The sequence below is a fragment of the Pseudomonas sp. P867 genome, from assembly GCF_019891455.1.
GTDB lineage: Bacteria > Pseudomonadota > Gammaproteobacteria > Pseudomonadales > Pseudomonadaceae > Aquipseudomonas > Aquipseudomonas synxantha_A.
The window spans coordinates 471,282-486,734 of record NZ_JAFLXB010000001.1; the positions used below are offsets into that span (position 1 = coordinate 471,282).

At 56.2% G+C, this 15,453-nt stretch carries 10 protein-coding genes; 6 read left to right on the top strand and 4 right to left on the bottom strand.

What is annotated here, in order from left to right; translation table 11 throughout:
- The first annotated feature begins 82 nt into the window (after positions 1 to 82).
- Positions 83 to 5,257: a DUF6543 domain-containing protein gene (locus J1G33_RS02130; RefSeq protein WP_223017637.1), complete on the top strand. Its 5,175-nt coding sequence runs from the start codon at positions 83 to 85 to the stop codon at positions 5,255 to 5,257.
- Between the two features lie 54 nt (positions 5,258 to 5,311).
- Here J1G33_RS02130 and J1G33_RS02135 read toward each other — a convergent pair whose 3' ends face one another.
- Positions 5,312 to 6,451, bottom strand: coding sequence for an OpgC domain-containing protein (locus J1G33_RS02135; RefSeq protein WP_223017638.1), 1,140 nt, complete (start codon positions 6,449 to 6,451; stop codon positions 5,312 to 5,314).
- Positions 6,452 to 6,673: 222 nt separating this feature from the next.
- On the opposite strand from J1G33_RS02135, the gene J1G33_RS02140 reads away from it, so the two are divergent.
- The 3 genes from J1G33_RS02140 to J1G33_RS02150 are packed head-to-tail and all read left to right on the top strand — an operon-like array spanning position 6,674 to position 9,577.
- Positions 6,674 to 7,048, top strand: coding sequence for a GtrA family protein (locus J1G33_RS02140; RefSeq protein WP_103733397.1), 375 nt, complete (start codon positions 6,674 to 6,676; stop codon positions 7,046 to 7,048).
- A complete protein-coding gene (locus J1G33_RS02145; RefSeq protein WP_032877569.1) occupies positions 7,045 to 8,019 on the top strand; it encodes a glycosyltransferase family 2 protein in 975 nt (324 codons plus the stop codon). The genes J1G33_RS02140 and J1G33_RS02145 overlap by 4 nt, the downstream gene beginning before the upstream one ends.
- Positions 8,006 to 9,577 carry a glycosyltransferase family 39 protein gene (locus tag J1G33_RS02150; RefSeq protein WP_164699509.1) on the top strand — a complete coding sequence of 524 codons (1,572 nt, stop codon included), beginning with the start codon at positions 8,006 to 8,008 and terminating at the stop codon, positions 9,575 to 9,577. Before J1G33_RS02145 ends, J1G33_RS02150 begins: the two co-directional genes overlap by 14 nt.
- A gap of 36 nt (positions 9,578 to 9,613) precedes the next feature.
- On the opposite strand, the gene J1G33_RS02155 is transcribed toward J1G33_RS02150, so the two are convergent.
- From J1G33_RS02155 to J1G33_RS02165, 3 genes are all read right to left on the bottom strand, one after another.
- Entirely contained in the window at positions 9,614 to 11,878 is a 2,265-nt protein-coding gene (locus J1G33_RS02155) for a glycoside hydrolase family 3 N-terminal domain-containing protein (RefSeq protein ID WP_347709527.1), read from the bottom strand.
- Positions 11,879 to 11,956: 78 nt separating this feature from the next.
- Complete coding sequence (locus tag J1G33_RS02160; RefSeq protein ID WP_032877566.1) at positions 11,957 to 12,241, bottom strand: putative quinol monooxygenase; 285 nt, start codon at positions 12,239 to 12,241, stop codon at positions 11,957 to 11,959.
- Between the two features lie 12 nt (positions 12,242 to 12,253).
- On the bottom strand, positions 12,254 to 13,873 hold the full coding sequence (locus J1G33_RS02165; protein WP_078820385.1) for an FMN-binding glutamate synthase family protein: 1,620 nt from the start codon (positions 13,871 to 13,873) through the stop codon (positions 12,254 to 12,256).
- A gap of 361 nt (positions 13,874 to 14,234) precedes the next feature.
- On the opposite strand from J1G33_RS02165, the gene J1G33_RS02170 reads away from it, so the two are divergent.
- Positions 14,235 to 14,984, top strand: coding sequence for a hypothetical protein (locus tag J1G33_RS02170; RefSeq protein ID WP_262416687.1), 750 nt, complete (start codon positions 14,235 to 14,237; stop codon positions 14,982 to 14,984).
- Positions 14,985 to 15,162: 178 nt separating this feature from the next.
- On the top strand, positions 15,163 to 15,435 hold the full coding sequence (locus J1G33_RS02175; RefSeq protein ID WP_032877562.1) for a type B 50S ribosomal protein L31: 273 nt from the start codon (positions 15,163 to 15,165) through the stop codon (positions 15,433 to 15,435).
- Positions 15,436 to 15,453: the final 18 nt, after the last annotated feature.

Here is a 15,453-nt window from a genome sequence, read left to right on the forward strand (position 1 = left end):
GCTGGTGCATATGTAGCCCCTCGGCTGAAACTTGAAACGCCAGAGTGATCTTCAGCAGCCAATCCGGCACGGAGAGCACTCGATGAGCACTGACACCCCATCGTATTTTTTCAGCGAAACCCAAACAGATCGCACGCAGCTAAGCGAGCGCCAACGCTCACGCAACTTTACCCTGAAGGACCTTGACTGGTTCGACTCGGTCTATCTGGCCACCGATGCTTTGCGGCGGGCGCACAAAGCGCCGATGCACGTCCAAACCCTGCAACTGAATGTGCTTGGTCAACCGGCTATTGAATTGGCGGGTGCATTCGTCATGAGCCCCGCCCCAGAAGGCGGGGTTGTTCTCTATACACCCGCTCGTGGTCTGGAAAAGCTGGAAAGCCATGAAATCCTCAAGACGCAACTGAAGTCGTGGCTCAAAGACTCGTCGCAGCGCCAAGCGTTGCTTGATTACCTTTCCATCTCCCAGCAAGTCACCCTGACGCCTACTGCAACCCTGACGATTACCGAACATACCGTGGCTGGCGCTGTCTTCGAAGCACAACATGCGACCCTCTCCAATAACCTGCTCGAAAATGCTCGTTTGATGCGCGAGGAGCTGCTCAAGCTGCCCAGTTTCACTTCTCTGCTGGATGAATACATTTCCTCTAAGTTGGCGCAGTCTTTTACGGGGGGCGATCAGCGCCAAATCCAAGTGCAGAGTTATGTCATCGACGCATCCAGCGAATCAGGCAATTCTGATTCGCCAACGTCCCGACACACGACCACCCGCTCCTTGAGCGAAACTGTCCTCAGGTATTTTGTCGCCAATGGCTGGCCTGTGGGTGAAACCCGGCGCTACCACAACCCCCAGCAGCCTACTCAGGAAGCTGATGATCAGTTGCGTTGGGACGTATCAGTCCAGGGATTGGCCCAGGGCTTGAAAGCATATATGAAGCAACAGCCCAAGACATTTTGGACGCTGCCGGCCGCCGCTGGGTTCTCACGGCTACAACTTTTTACCAACGCCATGGCCAATGCCTTTTTCACGGTGGCGCTGGAGCAACAACAGCAAACTACGATTACGGTTGAGCAGCGTCTGCAACTACAGGCCTTGCCGCTCAAGGCTGCGCTGCCTGCGACAACGCTTGCTCCTGCGATCGATGTTGAAAAGGCACTGCTGAGTGAGCCCGGACAGACCCCCGCCGAGCTGGCAGGCACACTTATCATCAGTAGTAACAAAAGCGACAATGGCTCGCCCTGGCTGCTCTATACCCCCCTCCAGGGCCTGCGATCGTTTACCGATCTGAGCGCCCTGAAAACCCACCTTCTCGATAGTCTCAACCCCCGGCAGCATGCCGATGCCTGGAGAAAGCATCTGTCCAGGCCGGAACGCTATAACGAAGTCGACCTGCTGGCCTGCGAAGTCACCAAAGGCCCCATCACCGGGGTTATTTTCCAACGCATCATGGAGGGCATCATTGAAAAACAAGGTCGCAACCTTGAATACGCCCTCGATCAGTATCGCCTGAGCCAGGGCACGATGGACCTCGATGCCCTGGTTGATCATGTGCTGGATGTACGTGGAATGATTGATCCAACATTACTGACCTTCGAACCCATGGGGCGTTGGAGTACCCAGTTGACAGAGACCTGGACGGCGACGGTGACTGAACCCAGGATTCCACCAACGCTTGCTGCAATGCGCACAACGGTGCATTTACTTGAAAACGTCACTGCCGAAATCGAACAACACCTATCGTTTCGCCCCTCGCTGGAGCGTTCCGTTATCACCTATCTCAATACCAAACTGTACGCTATCAAGCAGCAAGAGTTGCAGGCCGCGTGCCTCTCGGTACGCCAATACAGCAACCCTTCAAATGGCACTGACAAACCTCAACTGCTCTCATCGAGCAGTATGGTTGACTATTTTCTGGCGCGCTTATGTGGCGAAGTGGGTCCACTCATCGATCCGCTTAACACTCACGTCTATTCAACCCCTCCTGGCAAACCCGCCACCAAGGTCTCAGGTATGGACGCCGCTACGTTCAATACGCTGATCAACAGTGCAGTCGGTGGGTTTAAACAGTACCTGCGTAGAACCCACAGCGTGTCCCCCAACATGCAGCCCTTGCTGAGAAAGGCAATGGAGATGGGCTTGACAGGGGAAGTGCAAGTCAGGCTTTGGAACAACGCTTTATTGCCCCTCGACTACGAAGTGCTTTTGACCGTGTTAGGTATTTACGCCAGAGACTTACGCCCTGGCGTCAATGGGTTCCGCCCTGATGCGTTTTCTTTGCAGGTCGTACCGACTGGGCAGAATACCCCGCTGGTACTCAATAACTGTTTCGTGCTGACCGAGCGCGGCGGGCTTGATCTTCGATATTCGGGCCGCACGCTGCTGTGGACGCCCGCGTTGGGCCTGGAAAGCTTCTGCTCATTGAATGACTTCAAAGCAGAGATGGATCGACGCCTGGCAATCCCGAACGAGCGACAGGCTTTCCTGGCGAACCTGGCGCCACCGGACTGGGAGGCACAACCGAGCTATGCATTCAGTTCCCTTGAACTGATCGAAGACAACCTCGTTGAGCACTTGCAACGAACCTACGCTCAACAAAAAGACCGTGAACTGGCGCAAATCCTGTCCATGCAGCTATCGGTCGATCAGTTGCGTAAGCTCTGGCAGGTTCAAGCCACACAAAGCCTGGCGCCCACCAACGTGCAGCGTGCCAAGGACATGGTCCAGGCCATGATCCAGCAACAGGGTTTGCAATGGTTGGGCAAAGCCCATGCTGTGGATCAACAGCTGTACGTCGAATTGCTGGAGCAGTATCGAAACAACGTCACCGACCATCAGGATTACCTGCACGGGGTCGACTCACTGGCTCAGTTCACGCTCAAGAAACTCAGCACGTTACTCAAGGACCTTGACGTTCAGGACAGCGTCACACCTGATGAAGTCGAAGTCGGGCTACCGGCGCAGGGCAGTACACCTGCCCGCAACCAGTCGCTGCTGGACTATGCCTTGAGTCATCAGTCGTACTGGAAGGATGAGGTGCCCCTCTTCGCCAGCACCGGTACAACGCCGTTGCCATCCACCCTGGATGCGCAGACGCTGAAAACGCGGATACAGGCGTTGAACATCAACGTGGCTTACCAAACATACATCAAGTCCTTCCTGGGCCCTGCCAGCCCGGGCTTCGAGCAACGCTATACGCGATTCGCCAAGCAACTGCCGTGGCAATTGATGCAATACGCTCACGGCATGAGGTTGCAAGACCAGCTTTCACCAACGGCCTTCGGGCTCATTCAACAGATCATGGATATGCCCGATGCGATCGCCCGTGCGACAGTAGTGAATGCCAACGCCATGATCCGCCCTCTGGAACTGCTGGTGGATGACGGGAAGAAAACCATCAAGATTCCCGGGGCTTATTTGATCGGCTCCGCCTCCGGTGACGAGGGGCCTCAAATCCTTTATGCCCCCTATAGTCCAGGCTACACCCTCAAGGAATACACCGTTGAGGCCGCACTCCGTGCCGAACTGACAGCCGCCGGCGCATTACAGCGTTGGGTTCGGCTGGGGGTCTCGACCGTTGACCAAGCGGCACTGACAAGCGCACTGGAGCAACCCCTGGCCAGCACCACCCTGCAGCTGGCAAGCAACCCCATCAACACGCCGCTGTTCAAACAGCTGTTCACCGACAATGTCGAGCTGCTGACAACGCTGTTGGGCTGCCAAAAAGCCGCTGATGCAGGCACTGCCTGGGATACGGCCAAGGCCGTGTTCTCTGAGGGCGTGCAGGCGGCCACTGTATTTTTTGCCGGCAAACTGGCCTACCCCCTGGTGGTCTGGCAGAGCTATAAACTGTTCAAGGCTTCTGCCGAGGAGCTGCAAAGCCACCAATGGCATGAGGCACTGGGTCATTTCATCGGAGGTGTCGCCGCGCTGGCCGGTTTGAGCGATTCCATGCCTCCCGTATCAGAGGGCGGCATGCCCCCGGCACCCGAGCCAATCCCGCCGCCTTCCACACCTGCGACCTCTGTGGTGTCCTGGCCCGCGCTGGACATTACCGCTGCTTCCCGCACCCGGCTCCAGCGTTTCGAAGTCCTTGAGCCGAGCTTGGCCAGCCTGATCAAAGACACCTCACTCAACCTTTATCGATCGACCTCCAACCATTACTACGCGGCGGTGGCAGGGAAGGTGTTCGAAGTCATCAAGCATGGCCAGGGTTGGCGCATCATCGGTGATGGCGAAGTCGGTCCTGAGGTACAGCGCAACCCTCGACAACAGTGGATGCTCAGTAGCGCTGGCCCAGTGCTGACGGGGCGACGGACAATTGCGCGATTGCTTAATCGCTTCTACTCCGAGCCATTTGCGCGCTCGAGTATGAATGTATTGGCCAGCGGGATGCGCGAGATACGAGCGCTTTACGCTCGGGAATCCTGGCTTATCATCGATGCACTTGCCTTGGCGACGTTTTATGCAAAGAACGCCCAGGAAAATTTGCGCCTGATCACACAAACTCCCCTTGCTGCCCCTGAGCTGGTCAAACAGATCAAAATGTTTTTCGGCTTGCAGACGCTCGAGGTCGAACACCTTGAAAAAATTCAGGAGATCGTCGATACGGTCTGCACTGCGTTGATGGAGCCCTCACTGACCTCCTCGGACTCAACGCGATTTGTCATTGGCCGATCGCGGTTGCCGGCTCCTCAGGGTGGACACACGTTGATGGCCTTTACGATTGTCCCCGACCCCCTTCAACTGGTGTACTTGACCGAGACGTTTTTCAACCCGGGTCTGAAATACAGTCATTTGTTGACCAAGCCGTTCTATGTCAGCGCCCACGCCCGTGCGACCACCCTCATTCACGAAGTCACTCATCATGTCTGTGCGACGTTGGACTTGGCTTACGTGCATTCAGGCCATCCGTTTGATGACCTGATTGATCCGCAAACCCCTGAGGGCAGTAACACAAAAGCAGCCCTGGAAAAGCGCCATATTTCAAGACTGTCGCTCAATACTCCGACCCGTGAGTTGTTCCAGGTTGTCGATGTTGCAACCGGCCTCAAATCAGACCCTGCCCAGGGCACGTCAACACAGCATGTGCTCGACAGGCTGCTCAGCGTCACAGGCACCCAGACCCTCGTCGATGCCCGGCGAGTTTTCCGTACCGATCCGCTTAAACGCATCCTTACGGTGCTTAACAACGCCGACTCCGTCGCCTACCTGATTGCACAATTGGGGCGTCGAAAAGAGAAACCTGTTGGCTTATGACTACAACGTCAGATCATCGCCCGGGCCGTTTGCTCCTGCGCAGCGAGGCGGGCATTAACTATTTGGCTTGTCTCGCTTCAAGGGGCGTGGCGTCTGGTTGAGGTGTTTGTTGAACTCCATCCAGGCCGCGAGGGCTGACATCAGCACCACACCGAGCAAGGCGGTGAGTAGTTGCATGAACACGGCGTCATCCGCCTGGGCATTGAGCATGTCCGCCAGTGGCGCCAGCACCACGCCCAGGCAGAACACTTCCAGGGAATAACGGCCCATCTGGCAAATCCGTTCAGCCAGACGGTTTTGCGTCCATTGCGGGTTTGGTAACAGCTTGGCGGTGATATAGGCCAGCGCCAGAAAGTGCACGAGACGCACCGGTGACAGGTTGGTCTTGCTGATGGGGTACAGCAGGTTGCTGAGCGTGGTGGGCATCACCGCATCATGGATTTCAGGCCAGAGCCACGACAGCGTGATCACGCCGGCTACCACCACATACAGCGCCGCCGCGACGAACAGCGGCTGGCGCTGTAAGGGGCGTGTCTCGGGCGCGCTGGGCCGCTGGCTGTAAATCGCCGCGGCGCCCCCCAGCACAAACAGCAATTGCCAGGTAACAGGGTTGAAATACCACACGCCATCGGCAATGGCGCGCAGGTTCCAGCCCATCCACGGCGCCATCAGGTATACCACCAGCGAGACACTCACCACGGCCCAGGGCGCGCGAACCATCAGCGGCAGCACCACGGACAAACCAGCCAGCAAGACGATGTACAACGGCAACGGATCCATCAGGTTGGGCTTGAAGCGCAACAGCAGTTCGTCGGTCAGTGCCTGTTGCGGGTGGGTGACGAAGTGCGTCAGGCCCATCTCCGCCACCAGGTCGCGAGTTTCTACATGGTTGTTGGCGAAGAACACGATACCCATCAGCATGGCCAGCAGGAAAATATGCACCACATACAACACCCAGGTGCGGCGCAGGATTTTCAGGCAGGCCATCCAATAACCTTCTCGCTGCATGACCTTGCCGTAGGCCAGCACCGAGGCGAACCCGGCGAGAAACACGAAGACCTCCGCCGCGTCGCTGAAGCCGAAGTTGCGCAGAGTGATCAGGCCAAGAGGGTTGTGGGGGACGTGATCCCAGAAAATGAAGATCAACGCCAGGCCCCGAAAAAAATCGATGCGCGGGTCGCGTCCGTTCAGCATGGCAGCGGGCTCTTGAACAAGTAGTTGAATGACGATAGGTGAGCGCGCGCGTTGTCGTACGCGGCACGTCGAGCGGGCGCAGGTTGGCGGTATTTGTAAGCAATTGCAAAGGTTGGATATTACTGAATGTCTCAGTTGTAGATAAGGGCACCTGTCAACCTTGACAGTAGACGCAAAAGGCGCGCCGTGGCTTGCTAACACGCAACCGCAAAGGACGACGGTATGGCCCGGCTATGGAAAGGTTTCACTCGTTACACAGTGATCGGTGTCGCCAATACGGTGATCCATTGGCAGTTGTTTTTTATGCTGCGGGCAGGGTTTGAGTTCAGCCAGGCGCTGAGCAATCTTCTGGCATTCTGTGTGGCGGCATCCTTCTCGTTTTATGTGAATGCCTTGTTCACCTTTGACATGCCGGTTTCCCTGGGCCGCTACCTGCTGTTCATGACGTGCATGGGAGTGCTAAGCCTGGGGGTAGGTTGGTTGGGTGATCATCTGCACATGCCAGGGCTTATCACTGTGCTGGTGTTTTCACTGGTCAGCTTGCTGTGCGGTTTTCTGCTGTCACGGTGGGTGGTGTTTCGCGAGCGTGGCCAATGAAGATCTCGTTGGTGGTACCGGTGTTCAACGAGGAACAGACGGTGGCCGATTTCTACCGTGCGGTTCGGCAAGAACCGTCGTTGCAGGCCCACACCGTTGAAATCGTATTTATCAACGATGGCAGCACCGACGGTACTGCCGAAGCCGCCGAGACGCTGGCGTTGGTTGATCACGACGTGATGCTGATCAACTTCTCACGCAATTTCGGTAAGGAAGCTGCCTTGTTCGCCGGGCTGGAATACGCCACGGGCGACGCGGTGGTACCGATGGATGTGGACCTGCAGGACCCGGTGGACGTCGTCCCACGGCTGATCGCCGAGTGGCAGCGGGGCGCCGATATGGTGCTGGCCAAACGGCGCGACCGCTCCAGCGACGGTTACCTCAAGCGTAACACCGCGTCGCTGTTCTACCGTTTGCTCAACCTTATCGCCTATACCCATATCGAAGAAAACGTGGGTGACTTCCGGTTGATGGACCGCAAGGTCGTGGACGTGATCAAGGCGCTGCCGGAACAGCAACTGTTCATGAAAGGCGTGCTGTCGTGGGCGGGGTTCACGGTGGCCATCGTTGAATACGATCGTGCTCCCAGAGCTGCGGGGCAGAGCAAGTTCAACGGCTGGAAACTGTGGAACCTGGCGCTGGACGGGATTACCTCGTTCAGTACCTTGCCGTTGCGGTTGTGGAGTTATATCGGCGGCGCAATTTCGTTATTGGCGTTGGTGTATGCCGGGTTTTTGATTGTGGACAAGGTGTTGTTTGGCAATGACGTGCCGGGGTATCCGTCGTTGATGACTGCGATTTTGTTTTTGGGCGGGGTGCAACTGATTGGGATTGGGATATTGGGGGAATATATAGGGCGGATTTATATAGAGGCGAAGCATCGGCCGCGGTATGTGGTCAAAAATACCGTGCGCAGTTTGAACTTTCAGGATGCGTCAGTGCAACGGGAAAGGAACCATGAAATCCGCTAGTGCGAGTGTGCAATATGTAGGCAATATAACGTACAGGGCATTGCTTCTGTTTACGGTTCTGTGTGTCGCTGGGTTGGTTCGGTTTTATCATCTTACGGACGCCTCTATTTGGTCAGATGAAGGGTTTAGCTTGATTTTGGCTACATGCTCGTTGTCGGATATTTGGTTGTTGAGCGGATTTGACGTTCATCCGCCACTTTATCATTTGATCTTGCATGGATGGATCATGTTGGTGGGGGGGGATGAGTTGGTCTGGATGCGTGGTCTAAGTGCTTCATTAGGGGTCTTGAATGTAGCGTTGGGGATCTGGTTGGTGCGCTTGGTTTCTAATGGGCGAGCCGCAATTGTTGCCGGTTTGTTATTAGCACTTTTGCCAATAGCTGTACGTTATAGTCAGGACGTCCGGATGTATAGTCTGTTGGGCGTGGAGCTGACGAGTGCCACGCTGGCCTTGGTTTACTGGGTGCGTAATCCAGAGCGAGCACGTTATTTGATTGTTTATGTATTGGCCGTAGTGGCCGCATTTTATACTCATTATTTTTCCATATTTTGTGTCGGGTCCCACTGGTTATATCTCCTTCTAGTACGCTGCCGTATTTTTGGAGGACAGCGCTACGTTTTTCGCCTCGATTGGTGGATGGCGAATATAGCGATCGTATTGCTTTACATGCCGTGGGTACCCTCATTAACGAAACATATCGCCAAGGGAACGCTGGGCTGGATTCAACCGGTGACGGTTTATAGTCTGCCGTCTGCGTTCTGGCGATTTATCACCCTGAATGATGGGTTGACGTATAGTTCATTAGTTTATTGGTTGTTGCCGATAATCATAGTTTTTTTGGGGGGAGTGGTCGTGCGAGGGGATAGCAGTCATCATAAATTTGGTCTATTGATGGTGCTATGTCTGTTTTCGACCTTGTTGGGGGCAATTGGAATATCTTTGTGGACCCCACTATTTGTTGAGCGCTACCTGTTTTTTGCTGCGCTGATGTTGCCGATGGTTATCGCTATTGCTCTAGTGGGAATAAAAAATAAATTAGTCTTTTCTGTGGTTTTAGGGGTGTGTGTTTGTTTGGAAATTGCAGGGTTGAGGAATAATTATAATGGTTTTCATACGATGAATAACCCCTCGCGTGTGGCGGATAATAGGGTAGCTGAACTAATGGCAGATTTTAATAGTGGTGTCGCCGCTGGTGACATCTTAGTCGCAAGCGATGTCTACCTGTTTTATGCCGCTGAATATTATAGCGGGAAGTCAGTAACGGTACTGTTTTACACGCCACCGCTCAAGGAAGGTCGCTCAGGCCGTCCTGGCTTTAATGATTTTCACGCGCCCTTAATGAAGTTTAGTGATGAAATTTATCTCGATAACCTGCAAACATTGAAGAGCGCGCAACGAGTATGGTGGTTGGCTTTTGACCATGCATTTGAATCAGATGCAGCTCGTATTCCTGCAGATTGGCGCCTCCTCTGGAGTAAGGCTGCCGGAGATAATGTGCTTGCGCTCTATGTGATTTGTAGTGGCGAGCAAGCACAGTCCCAAGAGCGCTGTCGGTGAGTGATGAGAGGGTAAGGAAACAACCTGTGGGCATATTCAGTTTGGCACCGCCGGTGGGACTGATTGGCCTCGGATAGGCAACTGACGCGTATCGCTCACCTCGAAATGCGCCTGGTTGGCAGTAGTCGAATCCGGCCCGACGAAGACGGTAAAACCGCCAGCTTCGACCTTCGGTGAAAAATGCTCGTCGAGCAAGGCAAAGTCCTGTTGGCCCAGGGAGAAACTGACGCTGCGACTTTCGCCCGGTGCCAAATGAATTTTGCGAAAACCCCGTAGTCGGCGCACTGGGCGGGTGACGCTGGCAACGTCATCGCGCAGGTATAACTGGACGATTTCATCGCCTGCCCGTTTGCCGGTGTTGGTGACGGTGACCTCAACCCCCAGCGTTTGTGTGGACGCCAGTCGAGTGTGACTAAGGCGAGGGGAGGAGTAGCTGAACGAGGTGTAGCTCAGGCCGAAGCCAAATGGATAGAGCGGTGTCCAGGGCACATCGATATAGGCGGATGCGTAACTGCCATCACCGCTGGGTGGGCGGCCTGTATTTTTATGCGCGTAGTAAATGGGTATCTGCCCCACATGGCGAGGGAAGGTCATTGGCAGCTTGCCGCTGGGGTTGACGTCACCAAACAGCACATCGGCCACGGCATTTCCGGTTTCGCTGCCCAAAAACCAGGTTTCGAGCAATGCATGGGCTTGTTGCACTGAAGCATCGAGCACTAGGGGGCGGCCGTTCATGAGGACGATGACCAAGGGTTTCCCTGTCTCCAGTAATGAGTTTAGTAGCGCATTTTGCCCGCCCGGTAGACCGAGTTCGGCGCGGCTATGGGCTTCGCCGCTCTGTTCTGCGGTTTCTCCGAGTACGGCGATTATCAGGTCGCTGTCACGCGCGATTGTTTCGACCCGCGTGATGTCCTGGAGGTGCGGGCTGACGGGCGAAGCGCCGGGCAGGTAAGTAATCTCGGTGCCAGGGGCTACCGCATTGCGCAGGCCTTGCAAGACCGTGACGGAGTCTTCGGGGTTGGCAGCCCCGGCCCAAGGGCCGATGGTGGCGCTGGCGTCCGAAGCGAGGCTGCCGACCACCAGGACCTTGCCCGGTTGTTTGGAGAGCGGCAGCAGCGCGTCGTTGTTTTTTAGTAAGACGATAGATTTCTGTGCCGATTCTCGAGCCAGGGCACGGTGCTGTGGCGTTAGCTGGCTGGCCTGCTCGCGGGCTTCGTCGCTGTACCGGTAGGGATCATCGAACAGTCCCAGACGCTGCTTGGCTTTGAGGACGCGACGCACAGCGTCATCCAGGTTTTTACGCGACACCTGGCCGTTGCGCACCAGTGTCGGCAGGTGCAGGCGATAGGATTGACTGGCCATCTCGATATCCACCCCGGCATTGAACGCCAGTCGTGCGGTGTCGGCTGGCGTGCCGGCGATACCTTGTGGCCCCAGTTCCCAGACAGCATTGAAATCACTGACCAGCAAGCCGGCGAACCCCCACTGCTTGCGCAACAGACCGGTCAGCAGGGCGGTATGGCTGTGCATGGGAACGCCGGCCAGCTCGTTGAACGACGGCATGATTGCATCGACGCCGGCCGCGACGGCTGCCTGGAAGGGAGGCAAGTAAACCTCTCTCAGTGTCCGCTCCGACAGATCGGCGACGTTGTAGTCTCGACCGCCTTCGGCAGCCCCGTAGGCGACAAAGTGTTTTGCCGTAGCGAGCATGGATGAGATGTCAGGTGCACCTGCACCCTGGAACCCGTGCACAAGTGCGGCGGCCAATGCAGAGCCAAGGAACGGATCTTCGCCAGCACCTTCCACCACGCGGCCCCAACGTGGGTCACGGCTAATATCGACCATGGGCGCAAAGGTCCAATGCACGCCACTGGCGGTGGCCTCAACGGCCGCCACGCGAGCGGTTCGTTGGGCCAAGTCCGGGTCCCAGGCTGAGGCTAGCGCCAGGGGGACCGGGAACACTGTACGAAAACCGTGCACGACGTCATAAGCGAATAACAAGGGGATATGCAGCCGGGAACCGTTAACCACCTGCTCCTGCAACTGACGGGTAGCTTGCGCGCTGCTGGCCCCCAGTACCGAGCCCACGAGGGCCACTGGCATCTGCGTCTGTTCGCCTTGATCAATGACGGGGCCGGTAGGCGTGCTCTGGATACTGAGTTGGCTGAGCTGGCCGATTTTTTCTTCAAGGCTCATTTTCGCTAGTAGGTCCTCGACCGGATCATTCTGGGCTACGGCCACTAGCGGGAGGGAGACGAGTAGTAATGAGGCTAAACTTAAAGGCATGGTTGCGCCGTCCATGGGCAGGGTGTATGCCTTCAAGTATTTTGCATCCGAGCAGGATCATCTACTGTCAGAGTTGACAGTGCGGGGCTGTTTTCAGACAGGGGCCATCAGCAAAACCCGGCACGGCTTGGCCTGATACGCGTTGATCTGCGGCACCAACCGTTTGAAGTGCTCGGTCTGGCAGTGCGCATCCAGCGCCGCCTGATCAGGCCATTGTTCGATAAAGATAAAATGCCCTGGGTCTTTTTGATCGACAAACAGATCGTAGGCAACGCACAGCGGTTCCTGGCGGGTTTTTTCCACCAGTTCGGCGTACCACGGGCGCACGGTTTCCAGGTGCTCGGGCTTGATAAAGTCTTCAGCGATGACTTTCAACATGGTAGGCGTCCTTCAGGCAGCAGCGGTTTCATGGGGCTCAAAACTGTCTGCTCGCGCCATCTGCCACATGCGCGAATAGAACTCGCCGTTCACGTCTCCCGTGAGCAATTCGCCGGGCTTCAAGAACACATGCAGCTGCGAGAACAGTTTGATCTCTGTTGCCGACATGCGTCGCACCAAGTGCTTGGCCGACAACTGCGACGGATGATCCAGGCCCGCGGCGGCAAGCATTTCGGCCAGGGCGTGCAGCGTGTTGCGGTGGAAGTTGAACACACGCTGGGCCTTGTCCGGCACGACCAAGGCACGTTGGCGCAGTGGGTCTTGCGTGGCCACGCCGGTCGGGCATTTGTTGGTGTGGCATGACTGGGACTGGATGCAGCCAATGGCGAACATGAAGCCACGTGCCGAGTTGGCCCAGTCGGCGCCGATGGCCAGGACGCTGGCGATATCGAACGCACTGACAATCTTGCCGCTGGCGCCGAGTTTGATTTTGTCGCGCAGGTTCAGGCCCACCAGGGTGTTGTGCACAAACAGCAAACCCTCACGCAGCGGCACGCCGATATGGTCGGTGAACTCCACGGGGGCTGCGCCGGTGCCACCTTCCTTGCCATCGACCACGATAAAGTCGGGGAGGATGCCGGTTTCGAGCATGGCCTTGGCGATGCCCATGAATTCCCACGGGTGGCCCAGACAGAACTTGAAACCCACGGGTTTGCCGCCGGACAGTTCACGCAATTGGGCGATGAAGTGCATCAGTTCGATGGGCGTGGAAAACGCACTGTGGCGCGACGGCGAGATGCAGTCTTCGCCCATCATGATGCCGCGGGTGTCGGCGATTTCCTGGGTGACCTTGTGCTTGGGCAGGATCCCGCCATGGCCGGGCTTGGCACCCTGGCTCATCTTGATTTCAATCATGCGCACTTGCGGGTTTTGCGCCTGCGTGGCGAAGCGCTCCGGGTCGAAACGGCCGTCGCTGGTGCGGCAGCCGAAGTAGCCGCTGCCCAGTTCCCAGGTCAGGTCGCCACCGTTTTCACGGTGGTAGGGGCTGATGCTGCCTTCACCGGTGTCGTGGGCAAAGTTGCCGAGCTTGGCGCCTTGGTTGAGCGCGCGAATCGCGTTGGCGCTCAACGAGCCGAAGCTCATGGCCGAGATGTTGAACACCGACGCCGAGTACGGTTGTGTGCACTGCGGGCCGCCGACCATCACGCGAAATGCGCTGGGGTCGCTCAACGGTGCCGGGCGCATGGAGTGGCCGATAAATTCGAAGCCCGACTGGTATACATCGATCAAGGTGCCGAAGGGCTTGTCTGCGGTTTCGTTCTTGGCGCGCGAATACACCAGCGAACGCTGGGCCCGAGAGAAGGGCAGGGCGTCGCTGTCGGATTCGAGCAGGTATTGGCGGATTTCCGGGCGGATGCCTTCCACCAGGTAACGGATATTGCCCAGGATCGGGTAGTTGCGGCGCACCGCGTGGGGGCTTTGCAGCAGGTCGAAAATGCCGATCAGGCTGAGGATGCCGGTGACCAGAGTAATGGGCCACAACCATTCGTGTTCGATAAAGGGCAGGCTGGCGAGGGTGAAAATGACGCACACAGCAAAGAAGGCGTAGCGGCTTAACAAGGACAGGCTCATACGGTTTCCTTGGGTTCGGACTCTTCAGGTCGATCACCCATTCTGCACCTCTGGATTAAGCACGGACAAGGATTGATCGCTCAGTCGCGTATTTGTGCGTCTATGTATCAGTCCAGACAAAAAAAGCTATCAGCCTCATAGAGGAACTTATGACTGCCCAATCACCATTCATCGAATGTAAGACTAAGGACGCTGTTACTCAGAAGGAATGTATAACAACAGAGCAAGAGACTTACCTATATCGATATCGGCATCGAACAATACTCATCATGCCTCGATTTACATCCCGATCATTCCCAACTGGGATAAAAGCCAATTAACCGGCTCCCAACGAGAGCAAGTCGCCCAAGAACATCAACGAATGGAAGGTATCGAGAAACCTGAGCGGAATGTGAGTCGCAAGCCGGAAATCTCCACTGGCCGTCCACCGGGTGATACCCGCACTGCGGACGAAATCATCAACGACAATCCGATCCTCAAAAACCTCGGCCATCAAAAAGATATTAATCGTCCATTGGCTTACAAACTTCTGGGTGATTGGACGAGCAACAATAAAGACCCTGAGTCACGAGCGGATGCCGCATTCAACGCTGCGCGGGTGCTTAACTATATCGATACGTCTTTATCGACTACAGGCGAACACCGAGGCAAAGCCCATGACAATGGCGACCTTGAAGGCATCACCCGTAGCGGTGATGCGCGGCACGGCACGCCGGCAGGCATGTGGAAGGACTTTACGGAGCAAGGTTATTCAGCCCTACGGCACCATCATCGCTTGGACAGTACCAACGACCGCCATGTCACCCAGGGCGGCGCCAACAAAGATAACCTGCAGCATGTTTCCGGTAAGATCGGCAAGAGAACCTGGTTTATCCCGGGGCTGAGCAATATTCTCCTGGGCATCAGCGACTCAAATGCGGGGTTGGCGGAGGCTGTGAAGGGGGCCAAGAAGGGGTTCGATAAAACTCGGGCTGATGGTTTTGACCAGGCACTTTTCAGTGCTGCGAGGGGGAATTTGGTGGGGGTCGTTCAAGGCTATGTCAACGCAGTGAAGCACAACGAAGCCACGCCTGATTTGGTTAAGTCAAAACTCGGGGCGACCGGCAGTTGAGTCGGATTGGTTTGAACCGATGAGCTCAATCATGGATTAGCTCGATTTCCTGGAAAGGGACCTCCAGGAAACGGCTAGAACTTTTCCTGCTGGTATTATTGCAATCGGTTCTCGTTTGTAGGTGTTTTTAGTGTTACTGTATAACATGTCTAATGCACCCAAACGCCCCGGAGGCCTTATGAAAGCTGGTATCCACCCCGACTACCGCACCGTACTGTTCCACGACACCGCCGCCGACGTGTACTTCCTCATCGGCTCCACTGCCGACAGCGACCGCACCCACACACACAGCGACGGCAACACCTATCCCTATATCCCGTTGGATGTTTCAAGTGCTTCGCACCCGGTCTACACCGGCCAACAGCGCAAGACCCAAGCCGAAGGCCGCATTGCCGGCTTCAACAAGCGCTTTGCCTCGTTTGGGTCGACCCCGAAAAAAGCCGACGCGTGAGGATGATTCGGCGGCGTG

Coding starts and splice junctions, on each gene's coding strand:
- J1G33_RS02130 (WP_223017637.1), top strand. CDS start 83: ATGAGCACTGACACCCCATCGTATTTTTTCAGCGAAACCCAAACAGAT.
- J1G33_RS02135 (WP_223017638.1), bottom strand. CDS start 6,451: ATGCTGAACGGACGCGACCCGCGCATCGATTTTTTTCGGGGCCTGGCG.
- J1G33_RS02140 (WP_103733397.1), top strand. CDS start 6,674: ATGGCCCGGCTATGGAAAGGTTTCACTCGTTACACAGTGATCGGTGTC.
- J1G33_RS02145 (WP_032877569.1), top strand. CDS start 7,045: ATGAAGATCTCGTTGGTGGTACCGGTGTTCAACGAGGAACAGACGGTG.
- J1G33_RS02150 (WP_164699509.1), top strand. CDS start 8,006: ATGAAATCCGCTAGTGCGAGTGTGCAATATGTAGGCAATATAACGTAC.
- J1G33_RS02155 (WP_347709527.1), bottom strand. CDS start 11,878: ATGGACGGCGCAACCATGCCTTTAAGTTTAGCCTCATTACTACTCGTC.
- J1G33_RS02160 (WP_032877566.1), bottom strand. CDS start 12,241: ATGTTGAAAGTCATCGCTGAAGACTTTATCAAGCCCGAGCACCTGGAA.
- J1G33_RS02165 (WP_078820385.1), bottom strand. CDS start 13,873: ATGAGCCTGTCCTTGTTAAGCCGCTACGCCTTCTTTGCTGTGTGCGTC.
- J1G33_RS02170 (WP_262416687.1), top strand. CDS start 14,235: ATGGAAGGTATCGAGAAACCTGAGCGGAATGTGAGTCGCAAGCCGGAA.
- J1G33_RS02175 (WP_032877562.1), top strand. CDS start 15,163: ATGAAAGCTGGTATCCACCCCGACTACCGCACCGTACTGTTCCACGAC.